This is a genomic window from Leucobacter luti, assembly GCF_004217175.1.
Classification (GTDB): domain Bacteria; phylum Actinomycetota; class Actinomycetes; order Actinomycetales; family Microbacteriaceae; genus Leucobacter; species Leucobacter luti.
Map to the genome: position 1 here is coordinate 431541 of NZ_SHKI01000005.1, position 18868 is coordinate 450408.

General features: G+C 69.9%; 15 protein-coding genes. 9 read left to right on the forward strand and 6 right to left on the reverse strand.

The genetic code is table 11. The annotated features are described in order from the left end of the window. Nucleotides 1-20: 20 nt before the first annotated feature. Together EV139_RS11010 and EV139_RS11015 are read left to right on the forward strand one after the other, a co-directional pair. Nucleotides 21-1358: a Mur ligase family protein gene (locus EV139_RS11010; protein WP_130454372.1), complete on the forward strand. Its 1338-nt coding sequence runs from the start codon at nucleotides 21-23 to the stop codon at nucleotides 1356-1358. After that, complete coding sequence (locus tag EV139_RS11015) at nucleotides 1355-2092, forward strand: type 1 glutamine amidotransferase (protein ID WP_277872949.1); 738 nt, start codon at nucleotides 1355-1357, stop codon at nucleotides 2090-2092. The genes EV139_RS11010 and EV139_RS11015 overlap by 4 nt, the downstream gene beginning before the upstream one ends. A gap of 16 nt (nucleotides 2093-2108) precedes the next feature. Here the strand turns inward: EV139_RS11015 and EV139_RS11020 are convergent, their stop codons facing one another. Then, nucleotides 2109-2762: a mismatch-specific DNA-glycosylase gene (locus EV139_RS11020; protein ID WP_130454373.1), complete on the reverse strand. Its 654-nt coding sequence runs from the start codon at nucleotides 2760-2762 to the stop codon at nucleotides 2109-2111. Between the two features lie 30 nt (nucleotides 2763-2792). Then, nucleotides 2793-3815, reverse strand: a complete 1023-nt coding sequence (locus EV139_RS11025) for a DUF4917 family protein (protein WP_130454374.1) — start codon at nucleotides 3813-3815, stop codon at nucleotides 2793-2795. Between the two features lie 190 nt (nucleotides 3816-4005). On the opposite strand from EV139_RS11025, the gene EV139_RS11030 reads away from it, so the two are divergent. Then, nucleotides 4006-4563, forward strand: coding sequence for a YceI family protein (locus EV139_RS11030; protein WP_130454375.1), 558 nt, complete (start codon nucleotides 4006-4008; stop codon nucleotides 4561-4563). 125 nt (nucleotides 4564-4688) lie between these two features. On the opposite strand, the gene EV139_RS11035 is transcribed toward EV139_RS11030, so the two are convergent. From EV139_RS11035 to EV139_RS11045, 3 genes are read right to left on the reverse strand one after another with little or no spacing between them, the layout of a single operon-like run. Then, complete coding sequence (locus EV139_RS11035) at nucleotides 4689-5756, reverse strand: FUSC family protein (protein ID WP_130454376.1); 1068 nt, start codon at nucleotides 5754-5756, stop codon at nucleotides 4689-4691. Continuing rightward, a complete protein-coding gene (locus EV139_RS11040) occupies nucleotides 5753-6802 on the reverse strand; it encodes an App1 family protein (protein WP_241989029.1) in 1050 nt (349 codons plus the stop codon). Before EV139_RS11040 ends, EV139_RS11035 begins: the two co-directional genes overlap by 4 nt. Before the next feature lie 4 nt (nucleotides 6803-6806). After that, nucleotides 6807-7493, reverse strand: a complete 687-nt coding sequence (locus EV139_RS11045) for a DedA family protein (RefSeq protein ID WP_130454377.1) — start codon at nucleotides 7491-7493, stop codon at nucleotides 6807-6809. 283 nt (nucleotides 7494-7776) lie between these two features. Between EV139_RS11045 and EV139_RS11050 the strand changes: the two genes are divergently transcribed. From EV139_RS11050 to cydC, 4 genes are all read left to right on the forward strand, one after another. Continuing rightward, nucleotides 7777-9219, forward strand: coding sequence for a cytochrome ubiquinol oxidase subunit I (locus EV139_RS11050; protein ID WP_130454378.1), 1443 nt, complete (start codon nucleotides 7777-7779; stop codon nucleotides 9217-9219). Between the two features lie 13 nt (nucleotides 9220-9232). Next, nucleotides 9233-10261, forward strand: a complete 1029-nt coding sequence (gene cydB / locus EV139_RS11055; protein WP_130454379.1) for a cytochrome d ubiquinol oxidase subunit II — start codon at nucleotides 9233-9235, stop codon at nucleotides 10259-10261. A 227-nt stretch (nucleotides 10262-10488) separates the two neighbouring features. After that, nucleotides 10489-12201 (forward strand): thiol reductant ABC exporter subunit CydD, encoded by a 1713-nt coding sequence (gene cydD, locus EV139_RS11060; RefSeq protein WP_130454380.1) that lies wholly within the window; start codon nucleotides 10489-10491, stop codon nucleotides 12199-12201. After that, entirely contained in the window at nucleotides 12198-13880 is a 1683-nt protein-coding gene (cydC, locus tag EV139_RS11065; protein ID WP_130454381.1) for a thiol reductant ABC exporter subunit CydC, read from the forward strand. Before cydD ends, cydC begins: the two co-directional genes overlap by 4 nt. A gap of 50 nt (nucleotides 13881-13930) precedes the next feature. Here the strand turns inward: cydC and EV139_RS11070 are convergent, their stop codons facing one another. Further along, complete coding sequence (locus EV139_RS11070) at nucleotides 13931-14677, reverse strand: aminotransferase class IV (protein WP_130454382.1); 747 nt, start codon at nucleotides 14675-14677, stop codon at nucleotides 13931-13933. Between the two features lie 34 nt (nucleotides 14678-14711). Between EV139_RS11070 and EV139_RS11075 the strand changes: the two genes are divergently transcribed. Further along, nucleotides 14712-16139, forward strand: a complete 1428-nt coding sequence (locus tag EV139_RS11075) for an anthranilate synthase component I family protein (protein WP_241989030.1) — start codon at nucleotides 14712-14714, stop codon at nucleotides 16137-16139. 108 nt (nucleotides 16140-16247) lie between these two features. After that, nucleotides 16248-18770: a leucine--tRNA ligase gene (gene leuS / locus EV139_RS11080; RefSeq protein WP_130454383.1), complete on the forward strand. Its 2523-nt coding sequence runs from the start codon at nucleotides 16248-16250 to the stop codon at nucleotides 18768-18770. The last annotated feature ends 98 nt before the right edge of the window (nucleotides 18771-18868 follow it).

Sequence of the window (18868 nt, forward strand, 5' to 3'; positions counted from 1 at the left end):
CACCCACTAGGCTTGATTCCATGCGTGATGTAATCTCCGCCGTCGTGGGGAAGAGTGTGCGGCAGGTCGCCCGACTGCGGGGCGGCGGTTCCGCGCTGCCCGGGCTCGTGGTCGAGAAAATCGACCCCGGCTTCCTCAGCCGAGTGCTCGGCCGGCTCCCGTACGGCGTGGTGGCCGTCAGCGGGACGAACGGCAAGACCACCACCACGAAGATGATCGTGGAGATGCTCGAGGCCGAGGGGTTGCGCGTCTTCACCAACCGCACCGGCTCGAACTTCTCCCGCGGGGTCGTCGCGGCGGCAATCGCCGAGGGATCGCTCAGCGGCAAGCTCGATGCAGACATCGCGGTGCTCGAACTCGACGAGGCGCACGCGATGTACTTCATCGACCGCGTCCCACCCAGGTTTACTCTGCTCCTCAACGTGCTTCGGGACCAGCTCGACCGCTTCGGCGAGATCGACACCACCGCGAAGCTGCTGCAGCGCATCGCCGACGCCACGAGCGAGGGCCTCGTGGTCAACCGTGAGGACCGGCTGATCCACGCGATCGGCGAGCGCACGCGCGAGCGGAGCGCCGCGGTCGATGTGCGCGAGTTCGGCCTCTCCGCCGATCTGCTCGCAACCTTCCCGAGCGACGACGACTTTCACGCCGATGCTGGTGCTGGGGTCGCCGACAGCAGCGCCGCGGACCCCGCGGCGGCCGACGTCACCCTGGTCGAGCTGGGGGACCACGAGGCGGTGTTCCGGGTCGACGGGGTCGACTACCGCACCCCGCTCAAGCTGGAAGGGCTCTACAACACGTTCAACGCTGCCGCGGCGCTGGCCGTGGTGCGGCAGGTGCTCGGCGCCGGGCCCCTGCCCGGGCGCCAGGCGCGCGTCAGCGTGACGCCGGAGACCAGCAGCATTGTTGCGGCGCTCGCCAAGGTGCGCCCGGCCTTCGGGCGCGGCGAGCAGCTCGAACTCGACGGCCAGCCGCTCGAGCTGGTGCTCGTCAAAAACCCGGCCGGCTTCCGGCTCGGACTTGCCTCGTTCGACGCATCAGGGGTCGCGGCGATGATCGCCATCAATGACCAGTACGCCGACGGCCGGGACATGTCCTGGCTCTGGGACGTCGACTTCACCTCGCTCGCCGCCGGCGGTGTGGACACGGTGAGCGGCACGCGCGCCTGGGACATGGCGCTCCGGCTCGAGCACGACGAGGTGCCGGTGGCGGCGGTGCAAGAGGACCTGGGCCGCGCGCTCACCGAGTTCCGGCAGCGCACCATGGGGCAGCCCCGGCGCATTTACTGCACGTACACGGCCATGCTTGAGCTGCGGCGTGCACTCGCAGAACTGACCGACGTGGAGGACATCTGGTGAGCGCAGAGACCGGCACCCAGCACGAACTCGTCATCGTGTCGCTCTACCCGCGCGACATGAACATCTACGGCGACCGCGGCAACGTGCTCGCGCTTGAGCGCCGCGCCGCCGCGCACGGTTTCGCGCCGCGCGTGGTCGAGGTGAACCCCGGCGATCCGCTCCCCGACACGATCGACCTCATCGTCGGCGGTGGCGGCCAGGACTCGGGGCAGGGGCGCGTGGCCGCAGACCTCGCGCTTCGCGCCGACGAGATCCGGGCCCTCGCGGCCGACGGCACTCCCATGCTCATGATCTGTGGGCTCTACCAGCTGTTCGGCCACCGCTTCGTGACGCACACCGGAGACGAGCTGGCAGGGATCGGCGTGCTCGACGTGGAGACCCGCGGCGGCAGCGAGCGGATGATCGGCAATATCGTCCTGGACACCCCCGAGTTCGGTGAGATCATCGGCTACGAGAACCACAGTGGCAACACCACGCTCGGGTCGGGGTCCGCGCCACTCGGCCGCGTGGTCCAGGGCGCCGGCAACAACCCGACCGACGGCGTCGAGGGCGCGCGCACGGCAAACGTGATCGGCAGTTACCTGCACGGCTCGCTCCTCCCGAAGAACCCAGCGATCAGTGACTTCTTGATCGGCGAGGCCGCGCGCCGCCGCACCGGTGCGTTCGAGCCGCGCGTCGAGGTGGGCGAGACGGTGCGCCGCGCGCGCGAGAGTGCGAAGCGGCGGCCGCGCTAACCGCCCGCTGCCCGCGCTAGGAGCCCGCCCGGTTCTCTGACGCTGCGCTGTCCGCCCAGACGGCGCGCCACTTTTCGGCCAGCGAGTCGACGGTCTCGTGCGCGTTGAGCCCGCTCGGCTGCGGCACGACCCAGAGGCGCGTGCCGGCCGGCCACCCGGCGATCTCAGCAGTGTCCTGCGGGCCGAGTGCGGCCCGGGGCGCGCGAAAGGCCCGGCGGAACGCGCCGATCCCGGCGATCGCCACCGTGCTCGGGCGCAGCTCGGCGAGGCGCGCCACGAGGCGTTCACCCGCGGCAGGGAACTCCTCCCGCGCCAGGTCGCGCTCGGCCACCGTGGCGCGACCGATCAGGTTGGTGATCCCGATTCCGCGCGAGAGCAGCTGCTGTTCGGCGTGGTCCGAGAGCCCGCGGCTCGCGTCTACGAGCGTGTCGGTGAGCCCGGCGCGCTGCAGCGAGGGCCAGAACCGGTTGCCGGGGTAGGCAAACGGCGCGTTGACCGCCGCGGTCCACAGCCCAGGGTTCACCCCGACAATGAGGAGGCGGAGCGGCGGGGCCGTCGGATCCGTGGGCAGCACGTCGTCGAGCGGGTGCGGGTCGTCTGTGGCGAAGCGGGGGAGGTCCGCTCGCGTCGGCTTCGCGCCGCCGAGCGGGGAGGGGCGGCGGGAGGACATGGCTAGCAGCCTAGCCGCAGGGCCTGCTGCCTACTCCCAGACGTGCGCGGAGTCCGCGTCGTAGAAGCTCACGCGAAGCTTGGGGGCGGCCGGGTTCATGCGTGCCCGGCGCTGTGCAAGCTCCCTGGCGCGCTCACGCACCGCGAGCCCATCTCCGTGCACGGACACGTACAGCGAGGTGATCCCGCTCTCCGGCGCCGAGATGACGTCGAGGAGGTGTGCGTCGTTCTTTGAGAGCGAGAAGCCGTGTATGAACAGGGGACCCGTCGTGGTGCGCAGCAGGTCCAAGCACCTGCGGAGGTAGTCGCTCTGGAGGATCCGTTCGAGCTTCTCCTCGGTGGTCCCCTCGGTGACCATCAGGGGGCGACGGTCTGCGCTCAGCCACTCGCGAATGTGCTGCAGCATCGGCTTTCCGTACTCTCCGTATGCCTTTGTCAGAACCGCGCCGGGGAGGAGATGGAGCGCACCGTGGAGAAAGCTGACCCGCTGCTGCCGCTCGGGGCTCCAGGTCAGCAACCCGTCAACCTTGCCAAAGCCGTCGGTGCGGGGAACCGGCAGGTCGTCTTGCGCGCCGGTGACTGCCCAGTATGTGAGCAGGTCGTAGTTCGTGGTGAAGATCGCGGCGAAGTGCGAGAAGAACTCGCGCACGTGCCGCCGTCTGGCCTCGCTCAAGTCGTTTGCATGTCCCGGGTGCAGGGCGGTGAGGGCACCCGAGAGTGCGCGCCGCACCACGTGGGCGTCGCTTCTGAGTTTCTCGGGGGCATCGCTGCCGGGGGCGTAGAGCCGCACCAGCGTGGCCGCGCGCTCGATTCGACGAATTGCCGTCTCAAAGTCGTACGTTCCGATGACCTCCTCAAGCTGGCTCTTCGAGAGCGTCATTCCGGGAAACTCCGACTTCGCCCAGAGGGAGTCATACGTGAAGATCCGCGCGTCGTAGTCGATGCTGAATCCGTTGCCGAGGAGAATCGTGGGCTTCGCCGCTCGCGCGGGGGTCTCGGCTGCGGCTCCTGCGTGCGCGAGCGCCTCTGCGAACGTCAGTGGGTCTATACTCATGCCCTCACGGTAGTCAGCAGGTGAAATCGCCCGACGTTTCCGGGTCTGAGTTGAGTGCTATGCGGGCAAGATTCAGTGCAGAATCCACCGCTGCACGACTTTCGGGAAAAGTTTTTCCAAAAACAAGGAATATCCACTTGCATGTATCAGTTACACCTCTCAGACCCTCCCACTGAATGAAAGGCAACACATGAGCATCACCGCTGAGCAGATCCCCGGGTACCGCGTCGGAACCTGGACCATCGACCCCACGCACTCCGAGGTGGGCTTCTCCGTGCGCCACCTCGCGATCAGCAAGGTGAAGGGCAAGTTCGAGAACTTCGACGCAACCTTCGTCACGGGCGAGAACCCCCTCGACACCACGGTCACCGCGTCCGCCGAGGTCGCGTCCGTGAACACGAACGAGAAGAATCGCGATGGCCACCTCCGCACCGGCGACTTCTTCGCCGCCGAGGAGTTCCCGCAGCTCACCTTCGTGTCGACCGGTGCGCGCAGCGAGAACGGCGACTTCGTCGTCGATGGCGACCTGACCATGCGCGGCGTCACCAAGCCCGTCACCTTCAACTTCGAGTTCGGTGGCTTCGGCGAGGACGCATACGGCAACTACAAGGCTGGCTTCACCGCCACCACCGTGGTCAAGCGCGAGGACTTCGGCCTGAGCTGGAACGCCCCGCTCGAGAAGGGTGGCCTGCTGCTCGGCTCCGACGTCACCATCTCGCTCGACGTGCAGGCTGCGCTCCAGGCGTAACCGGGTCACGTCCGCGACGCGCGGAACGCCAGTGGGGCGGGGCCGATTCGGTCCCGCCCCACTGGCGTCTCAGCGCGGTGCGCACGCGGGGGAGCCGCTGCGCGCGTCACGCGGGCGGAGCCAGGCTAGTCGAGCTCGCCCGTGATGCGCCCGCGCACGCGGCGCAGATCCTCCATGAGCGAGCCGATGAGCACCCAGTGCTCGGGGTGCGGCTGCGGGATCGTGTACGGCTGGGTGAGCGCGGGCGGCTCGACCCGCTCGGGCAGGTCCGCGGTAATGTGCCCCAGCCGCTCAAGGTCGTGCGCCGCGCGGCGCATCTCCTCGACCATACCGATCACCGACGGATCGGTGACGAGTTCCGGATCGTAGAGGTCGGACAGCGCGCGCGCCATCCCGATCACCTGAGTGACGATGCGCTGGAGCCGCTGGAACAGCTCGTCGTCCTCCGCGAGCCCGGCCGAGTGGCGCCGGCCGCGCGGGTTGAAGCGCAGGCTCTCGCGCGCCTGCCGCAGCAGCCCGTGCACGCGCTCGCGCTCAACCTGCAGGCTGCGGGCATCCGCCAGCATCTCCGCGAGCCAGGCGTCGTCGCGCGGCGCGTCGAGACCGTCCGCGATCCGGAGCAGCACGTTCGCCGAGTGCTGGGTGAGGTCCATGATCGCGTCGTGCACAGACGAGGTGCGCACGGGCGCGATGACGAGCGCGTTGAGCGCGACACCGATCACGGCTCCGATCGCGGTTTCGACGAGGCGCTCGGTGCCGTATTGCAGGTCGGTGCCGCCCAGGGCGATCATGAGCAGCGCGGTGATCGCGATCTGGTTCGTTGACGACGGCGTCATGCGCAGCAGCCAGCCCACCGCCATGGCGACCACGATCGCGGCGATGAACAACCACGACTGCTGGCCGAACAGTGCGCCGGCGCCGAGCGCCACCGAGATCCCCACGAGCACGCCAACCACGCGCTCGAGGCCGCGGGTCACCGACTGATCGACGTTGTCCTGCATGACGATCAGCGCGGCGATCGCGCCAAAGATCGGCAGCTGCTCCGGGAAGATGAGCAGGCAGACAAACCAGGTGATGATGGCGGCAGCCGCGCCCTTTGCAAGCTGGAACCAGGACGGGCGCACCGCGACGGTGAACCTCCCCGTGAAGTCGCGCTCGAAGCGGCGCCACGGCCGCGTGACGGGGCCCGTCACAGCACGCCCAGCTTCCGCAGCTCCTCCCGCAGCGTCGCCCCGTCGGGCCCGTACACCCACGGCACTCCGCTCGTGGTCCGGTTCAGCCGCGCCTTCGAGCGGCCACCGGCGAGCACGGCCTCACCAATTGAGAGCTGCCGGATCGCGACAGCGGCGACGTTCTCCGGGTGCGCGGTGGCGAACTCGTGGTACAGCGACTCGTCGTGCTGGCCATCGTCGCCGATGAGCACCCAGCGCACCTCGGGAAACTCGGCGGCGAGGCGTTTCAGTTCCCGGCGCTTGTGCTCGGTCCCGCTGCGGAACCAGCGGTCGTGCGTGGGGCCCCAGTCGGTGAGCAGGAGCGGGCCCATCGGGTAGAGGTTGCGCGCCAGGAAGCGGCTGAGGGCCGGCGCGGCGTTCCAGGCGCCGGTTGAGAGGTAGACCACGGGGGAACCGGGGTGGTGGGCCACGAGGTGGTCGAGCATGACCGCCATGCCGGGGGTCGCGGAGCGCGCGTGCTCGTCGAGCACGAAGCTGTTCCACGCGGCCACGAACGGCTTGGGGAGGGCGGTGATGAGGATCGTGTCGTCCACGTCTGAGATCACGCCGAACTGTGCGGCGGGATCGACGATGTTGACGGGCGCGTCGGCGGCCTCGCTCTCGCCGGCTCGGAGCGTGATCGTGTGCCAGCCGGGGGTGAGTGAGACCGGCACCATCGAGTCGATGACCCCGCCACGGTCGGCGGTGACCTCGGCGACGAACTGGCCGTCGATGTGCACCCGCACCGGCTGATGCGGTACGGAGAGGCTCGTGAACGTGCGCCAGCCGCGCACACGGGACACCTGCGCCACGTCGGGCCGGAATCGGGTGTGCTCGCGCGTCTCCGGCTTGAGGTAGAGCACGCGGCCCAACACCCGCACCCACTCGGTGCTGCCGTACCCAATGTAGGGGATCACCGACGGCGTCTTGCCGCGGGATACCGCCCGCCGTGAACGGCGGGTGTGGATCCAGTCCTCCAGGCGCGCCGCGAACCGGGGTCGGGGGTCGGGCTGAGTTGCGGCAGTCACCTGTTCAGTCTAGGGCGTCGGCCCGTGCGGCAGCTTCGTGCGGCTCGGCCGCGTCGACTTGCAGGTGGCCGCGCTCCCGACGCAGGAAAGCTCGCTTGAGCAGCCACAGGATCAGCACGATCGCGGCCGCTGCCCCGGCGAAAATGAAGCCGGCGCCCTTGACACGGCCGGCGAGCTGATCGTAGCCGGCGGCCGCACCGCTTCCCAGCGAGACCACGATGACCGCCCACACGATGCTCGCCGACGCCGTCCACGCGAGGAACTTGCGGTAGCGCATGCCCGCCATGCCCGCGGTGAGGGGGATCAGTGAGTGGAGCACGGGGAGGAAGCGGGAGAGGAACACCGCGGGGCCGCCGCGGCGTCCGAGGTAGTGGTCGGCGAGCTGCCACTTGCGCTCGCCGAGTCGCTGCCCGAGCTTGCTCGCGCGCAACCGCGGGCCCACCCAGCGGCCGAGCGCGAAGCCGATGCTCTCGCCAGCGACCGCGCCGAGCACGAGCGCGAGGATGAGCCAGCCGTATTCGGCGGGGCTCCCGACGCCGAGCGATGCGACGATGGCGATCGTGTCCCCGGGCACAATCAGGCCAACGAACACCGAGGTTTCGAGCAGCATTCCGAAGCCAGCGATGAGGGTGCGCAACACCGGGTCAAGGTCGCGGAGCGCGGTGATCATCGCATCGAGCAGCTCGTCCATTGGACCGAGTGTAGCGAGCGAAGCCGAAGCGTTCCCGGGGAAAAGCTGACGATTCCCGGTGTCTTCACCTCGCTTTTCCGCCGAAAAGGGAAGTCGCTCGACGTGAAGCAAAAACTTGCTTGACGTCAAAATTGATTCGCAGGATATTCACAGACATGTGTAGTCTTGCACTAACTGGTCGCCGACCGGTAGCTCCGGCGAGAATGACATCTCGTGGCGGATCTCACTAGGGGAGTGTCTACCCTCTTGCTGGGGTGCGCACTCCTTCGTTCAGGAGCGATACATGAACGAATTTCTCGACGCGTTGACGCTGGCACGATGGCAATTCGGCTTGACAACGCTGTACCACTTCATTTTCGTGCCGTTGACCATCGGGCTCAGCCTTCTCGTCGCGATCCTGCAGACCGTCTGGGTGCGGACCGGCAAGGTGAAATACCTGAAGCTGACGCGACTCTTCGGCAAGATCTTCTTGATCAACTTCGCGATGGGTGTCGTCACCGGCATCGTGCAGGAGTTCCAGTTCGGCATGAACTGGTCCGACTACTCGCGTTTCGTCGGCGATATCTTCGGTGCCCCCCTCGCGATGGAGGGCCTCATCGCCTTCTTCTTTGAGGCGACGTTCATCGGGCTCTGGATCTTCGGCTGGGAGAAGCTCCCCAAGAAGCTCCACCTCATGAGCATCTGGTTCGTCTGGATCGGCACCGTGCTCTCGGCGTACTTCATCCTCGCGGCGAACGCCTTCATGCAGAACCCGGTGGGGTACACGCTGAACGCGGAGCGCGGCCGCGCCGAGCTCGACAACATCGGCGACGTGCTCCTCAACCCGGTTGCCGTGACTCAGTTCCCGCACACGATCTTCGCGTCGATCATGTTCGCCGGCGTGGTGCTCGTCGCGGTCGCCGCGTGGCACCTGCAGCGCAACCAGTTCGTTGACGAGATGCGCACCGCGCTTCGCTTCGGCGCCTGGGCAAACATCCTCGCGTTCGTGGGCGTCGGCCTCACCGGCCACTCGCTCGGCCTGGTGATGACGGAGACGCAGCCGATGAAGATGGCGGCCGCGGAGGCGCACTACGCGACCTCGTCTGGCGCCGACGCTTCGTTCTCGATCTTCAGCCTCGGCACACCTGACGGCCTGCACGAGATCTTCTCCGTGCGCATCCCGTACCTGCTGTCGTTCCTGTCGACCGGCACCTTTGACGGCACCGTCGAGGGGATCAACGACCTGCAGGCGGCGTACACCGAGATGTACTGCGGCGACGCGAGCAGCGCGCTCACCTGCCCCACGGACGGCTCGTTCACCCCGATCATCTGGGTCACGTACTGGGCGTTCCGCTGGATGATCGGCCTCGGCGCCTTCGCCGCACTCGTGTCGGCGGTCGGCCTGTGGATCACGCGCAAGAACACCGATCTCCCCAAGTGGGTGTGGAAGGTCGCGATCTGGACCGCCCCGATCCCGATGCTCGCGTCGCTCGTGGGCTGGATCTTCACCGAGATGGGTCGCCAGCCCTGGATCGTGTTCGGCGTGATGACAACCGAGCGCGGCGTCTCGCCCGGCGTGCCTGGCTGGGCCGTGCTCGTGTCGCTCATCGTGTTCACCATCGTCTACGGCGCCCTCGCGGTCGTCGAGTTCAAGCTCATCGTGAAGGCCGCGAAGGCCGGACCGCCGGAGCTGGAGAAGGACGAAACCGGCGAACCCGACCAGCAGTCGCTGGCGACGGTCTACTAGGAGGATCACGAACATGGAACTCACCACACTCTGGTTCTTCATCGTCGGTGTCCTGCTCATCGGGTACTTCGTGCTCGACGGCTTCGACTTCGGCGTGGGCATCTCGCTGCCCTTCCTCGGCAAGGACGACACCGACCGTCGCTTGCTCATCAACACGATCGGGCCGGTCTGGGACCTGAACGAGACCTGGCTCATCGTGGCCGGTGCCTGCCTGTTCGCGGCGTTCCCCGAGTGGTACGCCACGATGTTCTCCGGGTTCTACCTGGCGCTGCTGCTGATCCTCGTCGCTCTGATCCTGCGCGGTGTCTCGTTCGAGTACCGGCACCAGGGCAAGGGCCGCAACTGGACCCGCTGGTTTGACCAGTTCATCTTCTGGGGCTCGGTGCTTCCGCCGCTGCTCTGGGGTGTCGCGTTCGCAAACCTGGCGCAGGGCCTGCCGATCTCCCGCATGGACAACGGCGGCTGGCTGTACGAGGGAACGCTGCTCACGCTGCTCAACCCGTACGGCCTGCTCGGTGGCCTGACGCTGCTGCTCATCACCTTCACTCACGGGCTCGTGTTCGTGGCGCTGAAGACGGTTGGCGACATGCGTGAGAGCGCTCGTGCCCTCGCCACGAAGGTTGGTGTCGTGACGATCGTCGTGGGCGCCGCGTTCCTGATCTGGACGATCGTGCAGCACCTCGAGAGCGAGACCCTGTGGGCGATCATCGCCAGCTCGGCGCTCGCGGCTGTTGCGCTCATCTGGGGCTGGCTCGCGAACTTCCGCGGTCGCGAGGGCTGGGCGTTCACCGCGAACGCCGCGGCGATTGCGTTCGCACTCCTCGCGATCTTCATGGCGCTCTTCCCGAACCTGATGCACTCGAGTCTCGACCCGGCATTCTCAATGTCGATCGAGGGTGCCGCGAGTTCGCAGAAGACCCTGGAGCTCATGACCTGGGTCGCCGTGTTCACCCTCCCGCTGGTGCTCGCGTACCAGGCCTGGACGTACTGGATCTTCCGGAAGCGTCTCTCGCGGGAGACCGTCGCGGCCGTCGCCCACTAGGGGGTCGCACCCGCACCCGCGTTCGTTCGCGAGCGCGGGTGCGGTTCTCGCCGCGTATCTGACTGAAGCCCCGGGGCGCGCAAGCGGCCCGGGGCTTTGTTCACTCGGCGGGCGATTCGCGGGGCGGCCCGGGGTTTCATCAGATGTATGACCCGCCGCTCCCGTAGACTCCCGGATAGCGCCCACTGGCCCCGTCCTCCTGCCCGTCTCGAATGCACAGGAACTTCGTGAAACCTTTTGACCCGCGGCTGCTGCGCTACGCGCGCGCCTCACGCAGCGTTTTTATCCTCGGTGGCGTGCTCGGACTCGTGCGCACCCTCGCGATTCTCGCGTGGAGCTGGTGCCTCGCACAGGCGATCACCGCGGTGGCGCTGCCGTGGCTCGGCAACGAGGGCGGCGCCGCCGGCCGGATCGGGGAGGGCGCGTTCGCGCCGGAGGATCTGCCGCTGCTGATCGGCGGCGGCCTCGTGGCGCTCTGCGTGCGCTCCGCCGCGGCCTGGGGCATGGACGCCGTCGCCGCGCGCGGCGCGGTCAGGGTCAAGGCGCAGCTGCGGGCCGCGGCGCTCGACGCCGTTGACGCGCGCTCACCGGAGCACTCGTCCGAGCGCTCAGACAGTGCGCACGCGACGACGCTCGGCCGCGGCCTCGACGCGCTCGACGGCTACTTCTCGGGCTACGTGCCGCAGCTCGTGCTCACCGTGGTCGCGACGCCGATCCTGATCATCGCCGTGCTGTTCGCAGATCCCGTGAGCGGGATCACCGTGCTGGTCGTGTTCCCCATCATTCCCGTCTTCATGATCCTGATTGGCATGGCCACACAGGCGGTGCAGGATCGGCAGTGGGCGCAGCTGCAGCGGCTCTCCTCGTCGTTCCTCGACGCCGTCGCGGGCCTCGCGACCCTCAAGATCTTTGGCCGCGAGCAGCGGCAGTCCGCGCGCATTGCGGCAGAGACCGAGGAGTATCGCTCGCGCACCATGAAGGTGCTGCGCGTCACGTTCCTTTCCGGCTTCGTTCTGGATCTCGCGGGGACCTTCTCCATCGCGCTCGTCGCCGTTACGGTGGGCACCCGCCTCGTGAACGGCGAGTTCCCCCTCGGACTCGGGCTCTTCGTGCTGCTCCTGCTTCCCGAGGTGTTTATCCCGATCCGCCAGGTCGGCGCCGCGTTCCACGCGTCAACCGAGGGGCTCGCCGCCTCCGGCGAGGTCTTCGAACTGATCGAGGGGCCGCGCGGCGGCGACGCCGCGGCCGAGCGGACGGGCGGTGCCGCCGCGGGCGGCGAGGTCCGCGGCGGCACCGCCGGTGCGATCCGGCTCACCGACGTGCGTATCGCGCGCGGCGGCCGCGCGGTCGTGGGCCCCCTCAGCCTCGACGTTGCCCCGGGCGAGGTCGTGGCGATCGCCGGGCCCTCTGGCGCCGGCAAGTCCACGGTCTTCGCGGCGCTGCTCGGCTTCGTCGAGCCCGCCGCCGGTGTGATCGAGCGGCCCGCGCAGCTCGCCTGGGTGGGACAGCGCGCCGGGCTGCTCCAGGGGACCGTCGCCGCGAACGTCACGCTCGGCGCCGAGACCGTGGACACGGGTCGGGTGCGCCGCGCGCTCGACGCCGCGGGGCTTCCCGCACTCGCTCCGGAGCACGAGCTGGGCGCCGTGGGCGCCGGCGTGTCCGGAGGCCAGGCGCAGCGCATCGCCATCGCCCGCGCCCTGTACCGCGCGTGGACGCTCGGCCCCGAAACGGCGCTGTTGCTCGACGAGCCCACGTCGGCGCTCGACCGCGGCACTGAGGCGCTCGTGTGCCGGGCGCTGCGGGACGAGGCGGACACCGGCAGAGCCGTGGTCGTGGTCAGCCACCGCCAGGCGGTGCTCGACGCCGCCGATCGCGTGGTGCACGTGCGGCCCGCCGAGCCCGAATCACTATCACTCGCAGAGGAAGAAGCCACTCGATGAGCGCACACGTCGCCGCGGGCCGGAAAGCGGTCCTGCACCGCGCCATGCCGGCGGCTCGTCGCCGCGGACCCGGGCTTGCGTTCGGGGTGCTCGCCGATCTCAGCGTGGTCGGCCTGCTCGGTCTCAGCATGTGGCTGATCGTGCGCGCCGGTGAGCAGCCGCCGATCCTGCACCTCACATTTGCGATCGTCGGCGTGCGCGCGCTCGCGATCGGGCGCGCCGCGTTCAGATACACGGAGCGCCTGTTTAGCCACGACGCCGCGCTCGCGCAGCTCGCGACGCTCCGCGCGGATACCTTCACCGCGCTCATCCCGCGGGTGCCCGGCGCAATCGAGTCGCACCGCCGCGGCGAGGTGCTCGCCGCCTTCGTTGACGACGTGGACCAGCTGCAAGACGAGCCGCTGCGTGTGCGGCAGCCGATCGCCGTGAGCGCGGTCGTAGTGATCCTGAGCATCGCGGTGATCGCGCTCATCTCGCCGCTCGCGGCACTCGTGCTCACCGTGATGCTGCTCGCGGGAGGGCTGTTCGCAGTGGTGCTCGCTCAGCGCACTGCCGGCGCTTCAGACCGCGAGCTGAGCGCGGCGCGCGCCGGTCTCGTCGACGCGCTGCTTGAGCGCTTTGCCTCGGCCGAGGTGCTGACCGCGTTCGGCGCGATCGGCCAGCAGCGCGCGCGCATCGAGGCCGCAGAGGCCCGGCTGTCCGCGGTGCAGCTGCGTCGCGCTCGCTCGGCCGGCGCGACGGGCGCAATCCTCGCCGCCGCCTCGGGGCTCGCGTCGATCCTCACCCTCCTGATCCTGCTTCCCGCGCTCGGCCAGGGCGTCTCAGCACCGCTCTTCGCGGCCGCCGTCGTGGTCCCCGCGGCGGTCTTTGAGGTCTTCGGACAGGTGCCCGCCGCGCTCGCGGCGCGCCGGGCGGTCCGCGCGAGCGCCGACCGAGTGGCGGCGCTCACCGAGACCGAGATCCCCACCGAGATCCCAGTCCCCGGCCCCGCAGACGCCGCGTCCGGCGAGCCGCAGCTCGACCCCGCCGCGCCGCTCGTGGAGGTGCGCGATCTCGCCGTGCGCCACCCCGGCGCGGCCCGCGACGCGGTCTCCGGACTGAGCTTCGAGCTGGCCGCCGGTCAGACACTCGTGGTCACGGGGGAGAGCGGCGCCGGCAAGAGCACGCTCGCGCTCGCCCTGGTGCGCTTCCTCGCCTACCGCGGCTCGTACCGCCTGCGCGGGGTCGAGGCGTCGACGCTCCCGATCGCGGACGTGCGCAAGACGGTGGGGCTGTGCGAGCAGCTGCCGCACCTGTTCGACGCAGACCTGCGCCAGAACCTCAAGTTTGCGCGCGACACCGCCACGGACGAGGAACTGATGGCCGCACTCGACCGGGTCGGACTCGGCGAGTGGGCGCGCTCGCGCGGCGGGCTCGACGCCGCCGTCGGCGAGCACGGGGCCCTCGTGTCCGGTGGCCAGGCGCAGCGGATCGCGCTCGCCCGCGCGCTGCTCGCGGACTTCCCCGTGGTGGTGCTCGACGAGCCCACCGCGGGCGTCGACCGCGAACTCGCCGACCGGCTGCTGCTCGACCTGGTCGGCGCAGTCCCCGCGGACCGGGCCGTGGTTCTCATCACGCACACCGAGCTTCCCGAGGGGATTCGGGCGCAGCGGATTGAGCTCGCCGCGCCGTCGGTGTAGCAGGCTCCTCGGGGTGCGTCCCCGCCGTGTGCGAGCTCCCGCGTGGCCTGCTACTGCAGGGGTTCCCAGCACCGGTCCAGCGCGTCCCGCAGCCGCCGCAGGCGCTCCGTGTCGGGGGCGCGCAGCGCGACCCCGTCGAGCCGCGTCACCGGCCTGATTCCGTGCAGCGCGTTCACGGCCCAGACCTCCTGCTCGCGAAGCTCGGCCGGCGTTGCCGCGGCGGGCGTGAGCTGGGCGGCGCGACCGAGCAGGAGCTCCGTCACCGAGGCGACGCGCTCGCGATCGGCGATCACGTGTCCCGCGCCGGCGGGGTCCCAGAATACGAGGCTCGTGGTCGCGCCCTCGCGTGCGTGCCCAGCTGGGCCCAGCAGGAGCGCCTCGGCGCCGAGCGCGCGGTTGAGATCTGCGAGCCGGGAAATCCCCGGGCCCTTGCGTCGCGGCTGCGCGAGCGCGAAGCTCCCGGCGCTGCGGAGCTCGATCGTGTCGCCGAGCTCCGGTAGCGGCCGCAGGGCGAGATCGTACGCGACCTCGCCGGTTGCCGTGCGCCACAGCTCCAGGCGCGGAAAGCCCGCCCCGTACGCGGCGATCCGGGGCAGCGCCGCAGCGCTGAACGCGCGGGCGCCCGCCGCGGTCGCGGCGGCATCTACGGGGTCGGTGGGCTGCGCGGCCGCCACCGCCGTCGCGGCGAAGCGGTCGAGGTGCGCGGCGAGCCCGCGCGCCTCGGCGCGGCCGTCGCGCACGCGCACCCTGAATGAGTCGGCAACCAGCAGTTCACGGTCATCGGGCAGCGCGGGCATGGCCCGAGCGTAGCACCGCGCTACGCTGGTCTCCGTGGCAGCAGGGGGACAGCGCGGGGCGCGGCGAGCGGTGCGCATCGCCGGTGGCGCGGTCGCGGTCGCGCGGCGGCTCGCCGCGGCGGCACCCGCCTGGTGCTGGCTCGACGGCGACGCCGCGCCAGCGGGGGAGCCGGGCACGAGCTACCTCGGCATCGCCGCGGCCGTGCGCACCGCAGAGCGTGGGCGTGAGCGCGAGTTTCTCGCTGAGGTCAGTCCTGCGGCCGCGGGATCGGATCCCGCTGCGGAGGCGGGGTCTGCCGCGGCGGCTGAAACCCCGGAGGAGCTGTGCCCGGAGGGCGGGTTCTGGGGTGGCTGGGTGGTCGCGCTGGGCTACGAGCTCGGCGTTGCGCTGCTGGGCCTCACCCCGGCGCCGGACGACGCAGCTCCGGCGCTCGCGCTGCGCCTCGACGTGGTGCTCGCCGTGACCGGGGAGCGCGGGGAACTCCGAGCCGAGAGCGATGGGGCGATCGACGCGTGGCTTGCGCGACACGGTGCGGTACTCGCCCCCGAGCCCGGAACCGGGCAGCTGAGCCCCGCCGGAGCCGCGCAGCCGAGCGCCGCCAGAGCCGCCAGGATCCCCCTCCGCAGCCCCGCCCGGTGGCGCCGCTCGGACGCCCACTACGCCACCGATGTTGCGGCCTGCAAGCGCGCGATCGGCGACGGCGACGCGTACGTGCTCTGCCTCACCGACACGGCCGAGACCGCTGCGGACCCCGCACCGCTTCAGCTCTACGAGCGACTTCGCGAGAGGGGCGCGGCAAGCCGCGGCGGGGTGATCGTCACGCCCGAGCGTTCGCTGGTGAGCGCCAGCCCCGAGCGCTTTCTGTCACTTCGCGGCGGGCGACTCGCAACGCACCCAATCAAGGGGACGCGGCCGCGCGGCAGCACCCCCGAAGCGGACCTGCGCCTGGCCGAGGAGCTCGCCCGCGACCCGAAGGAGCGGGCCGAGAACCTCATGATCGTCGACCTCATGCGCAACGACCTCGCCCGGGTGTGCGCGCCGGGCACGGTCGAGGTCACCGGGTTCCTCCGGGTGGAGACGCACCCTCACGTGCACCAGCTTGTCAGCACGGTGAGCGGGCGCCTTGCTCCCGGCCGGGGGGTCGCCGACGCGATCGCGGCGTGTTTCCCCGGCGGCTCAATGACCGGCGCCCCGAAGCGGCGGGCCGTCGAGCTGCTGGCGGCGATCGAGTCCGGGCCGCGGGGCCTGTACTCCGGCTGTTTCGGCTGGGTGGACCGGAGCGGCGACGCCGAGCTCGCGATGACCATTCGAGGCGCGGAGCTGCGACGCGGCCGCGTGCTCGTCGGAGCCGGTGGCGGGATCACGGCTGACTCGGATCCGGCGCGCGAGGTCGCCGAGAAGCGCCTGAAGGCGGCCGCGATACTTGCCGCGATCGCGCCCCAGGTTGCTGCGCAGCGCTGAGCTCGCCGCGTGATTCGCGCGGCGGCCAGGAGAACCAGCTCGACGCGGTATTCTGGAGGGTATGTGCCGAGCTGACGCGCGGCGAGGCGAACCAAGATCGAGGTGTGTGTGACCGAGCAGCAGGGCCGTGAAGCCGAGGGCTACGACTTTCAGGCGATTCAGGATCGCTGGCTTCCCGTCTGGGAAGATCTGAAGCCGTTCGAGGTGGGCGCCGGCGACTCGACGCGCCCCAAGAAGTACGTGCTCGACATGTTCCCCTACCCCTCGGGTGATCTGCACATGGGCCACGCCGAGGCGTTCTGCTTCGGCGACGTGCTCGCGCGCTACTGGCGCGGACAGGGCTACGACGTGCTGCACCCGATCGGCTGGGACTCATTTGGGCTCCCCGCCGAGAACGCGGCGATCAAGCGCGGCGTCGATCCCCGCGAGTGGACCTACGCGAACATCGCCCAGCAGAAGGCGAGCTTCCGCGTGTACGCGCCGTCGTTCGACTGGAGCCGAGTGCTCCACACGAGCGACCCCGAGTACTACCGCTGGAACCAGTGGCTGTTCCTCAAGATGTACGAGAAGGGCCTCGCGTACCGCAAGGCCAGCTGGGTCAACTGGGACCCGGTAGATCAGACCGTGCTCGCCAACGAGCAGGTGCTCGCCGACGGCACCTCCGAGCGTTCCGGCGCGATGGTCGTGAAGAAGAAGCTCACGCAGTGGTACTTCCGCATCACCGACTACGCTGATCGCCTGCTCGACGACCTCGACCAGCTCGAGGGCAAGTGGCCCACCAAGGTACTCAACATGCAGCGCAACTGGATCGGTCGGTCCCGCGGCGCCGAGGTGGAGTTTGAAATCGAGGGCCGCGACGCGAAGGTGCCCGTATTCACCACCCGCCCGGACACCCTGCACGGCGCCACCTTCATGGTGGTCGCCCCGGACGCGGACCTCGCGGCCGAGCTGGTCGCTGACGCGTCGCCCGAGGTGCGCATGCGCTTCCAGGCATACCTTGAGCAGACGCAGAAGCAGACCGAGATCGAGCGGCAGAGCACCGAGCGTGAGAAGACCGGCGTCTTCCTCGACCGCTTCGCCGTGAACCCGGTCAATGGGGAGCGCATTCCCGTGTGGGCATCCGACTACGTGCTGGCCGACTACGGCCACGGGGCGATCATGGCCGTGCCCGCGCACGATCAGCGCGACCTCGACTTCGCGCGCAAGTTCGAGCTGCCCGTGCGCGTGGTGGTCGACGTGCGCGACGCCGACGGCGCGCAGCTGCCGGATCCGGCCGAGAGCGGACTCGCCACCTCGGGTGAGGGCGTCATGGTGAACTCGGGTGAGCTCGACGGGCTGGGCAAGCTCGACGCGATCGCGAAGGCGATCGAGGTGCTCGAGGCGCGCGGCACCGGCCGCGCCGCTACGACCTATCGCCTGCGCGACTGGCTGATCTCCCGCCAGCGCTACTGGGGCACCCCGATCCCGATCCTGCACGGCGCCGATGGCGAGATGCGCCCGGTCGACACCGCCGTGCTGCCGGTGGAGCTGCCGGCTTCCGAAGGCCTCGACCTCAAGCCGAAGGGGAGCTCGCCGCTCGGCGCTGCAACCGAGTGGGCCACGGTCGTCGACCCCGAGACCGGGGAGACCTGGACTCGCGACCCCGACACGATGGACACCTTCGTTGACAGCTCCTGGTACTACCTGCGATTCCTGTCGGCGACCGATCCCACGCAGGCGTTCGACCCCGAGCTCGTCAACAGCTGGGGTCCGATCGACCAGTACGCGGGCGGCGTGGAACACGCGATCCTCCACCTGCTTTACTCCCGCTTCATCACGAAGGTGCTGCACGACCTCGGCTACCTCGACTTCGAGGAGCCGTTCACCGCGCTGCTCAACCAGGGAATGGTGCTGCAGGACGGCGCAAAGATGTCGAAGTCGAAGGGCAACCTCGTCGAGTTCGCCAGCGAGCTGCAGGCGCACGGCGCCGACGCGCTGCGCGTCACGCTCGCGTTCGCTGGCCCGCCGGAGGACGACATCGACTGGGCTGATGTGTCGGTGCAGGGGTCCGCGAAGTTCCTGGCGCGCGCGTGGCGCGTGGCCGACGACGTGGAGCGCGACGGCGCACCGCTCGGCACCGACCCGGCCAGCGGCGACACGGCGCTGCGCCGCGCGACGCACCACCTGCTCGCTGACGCCCCGGGCCTGGTCGAGGCGTACAAGTTCAACGTGCTCGTCGCGCGCCTCATGGAGCAGGTCAACGTGACCCGCAAGGCCATCGACGCGGGCGCCGGTGCGGCCGATCCCGCCGTGCGTGAGTCCGCCGAGGCCGTCGCGATGATTCTGTCGCTGTTCGCCCCGTATGCCGCAGAAGACATGTGGGCAAAGCTGGGGCACGAGCCCACGGTCGCCCTCGCCGAGTGGCCCAAGGCAGATCCGGCACTCCTCGTCGAGGACGAGGTCACCATGGTGGTTCAGGTCGACGGGAAGGTGCGCGATCGGCTCACGCTCCCCGCGACCGTGAGCGAGGCCGACGCCGAGGCGGCAGCGCGCGCGTCGGCCGGCGTGCAGCGCGCGATCGGTGATCGCACGATCGTCAACGTGATCGTGCGGGTGCCCAAGATCGTGAGCATCGCCACGAAGCCCGCCTAGCGGCTACACAGCGGGGCCCGCGATCGGTATCGGTCGCGGGCCCCGCTGTGTGCCCGGAGGTCGGTGTGTGCTGGGCTCTGGGCTCCTGGTTCCCGGCC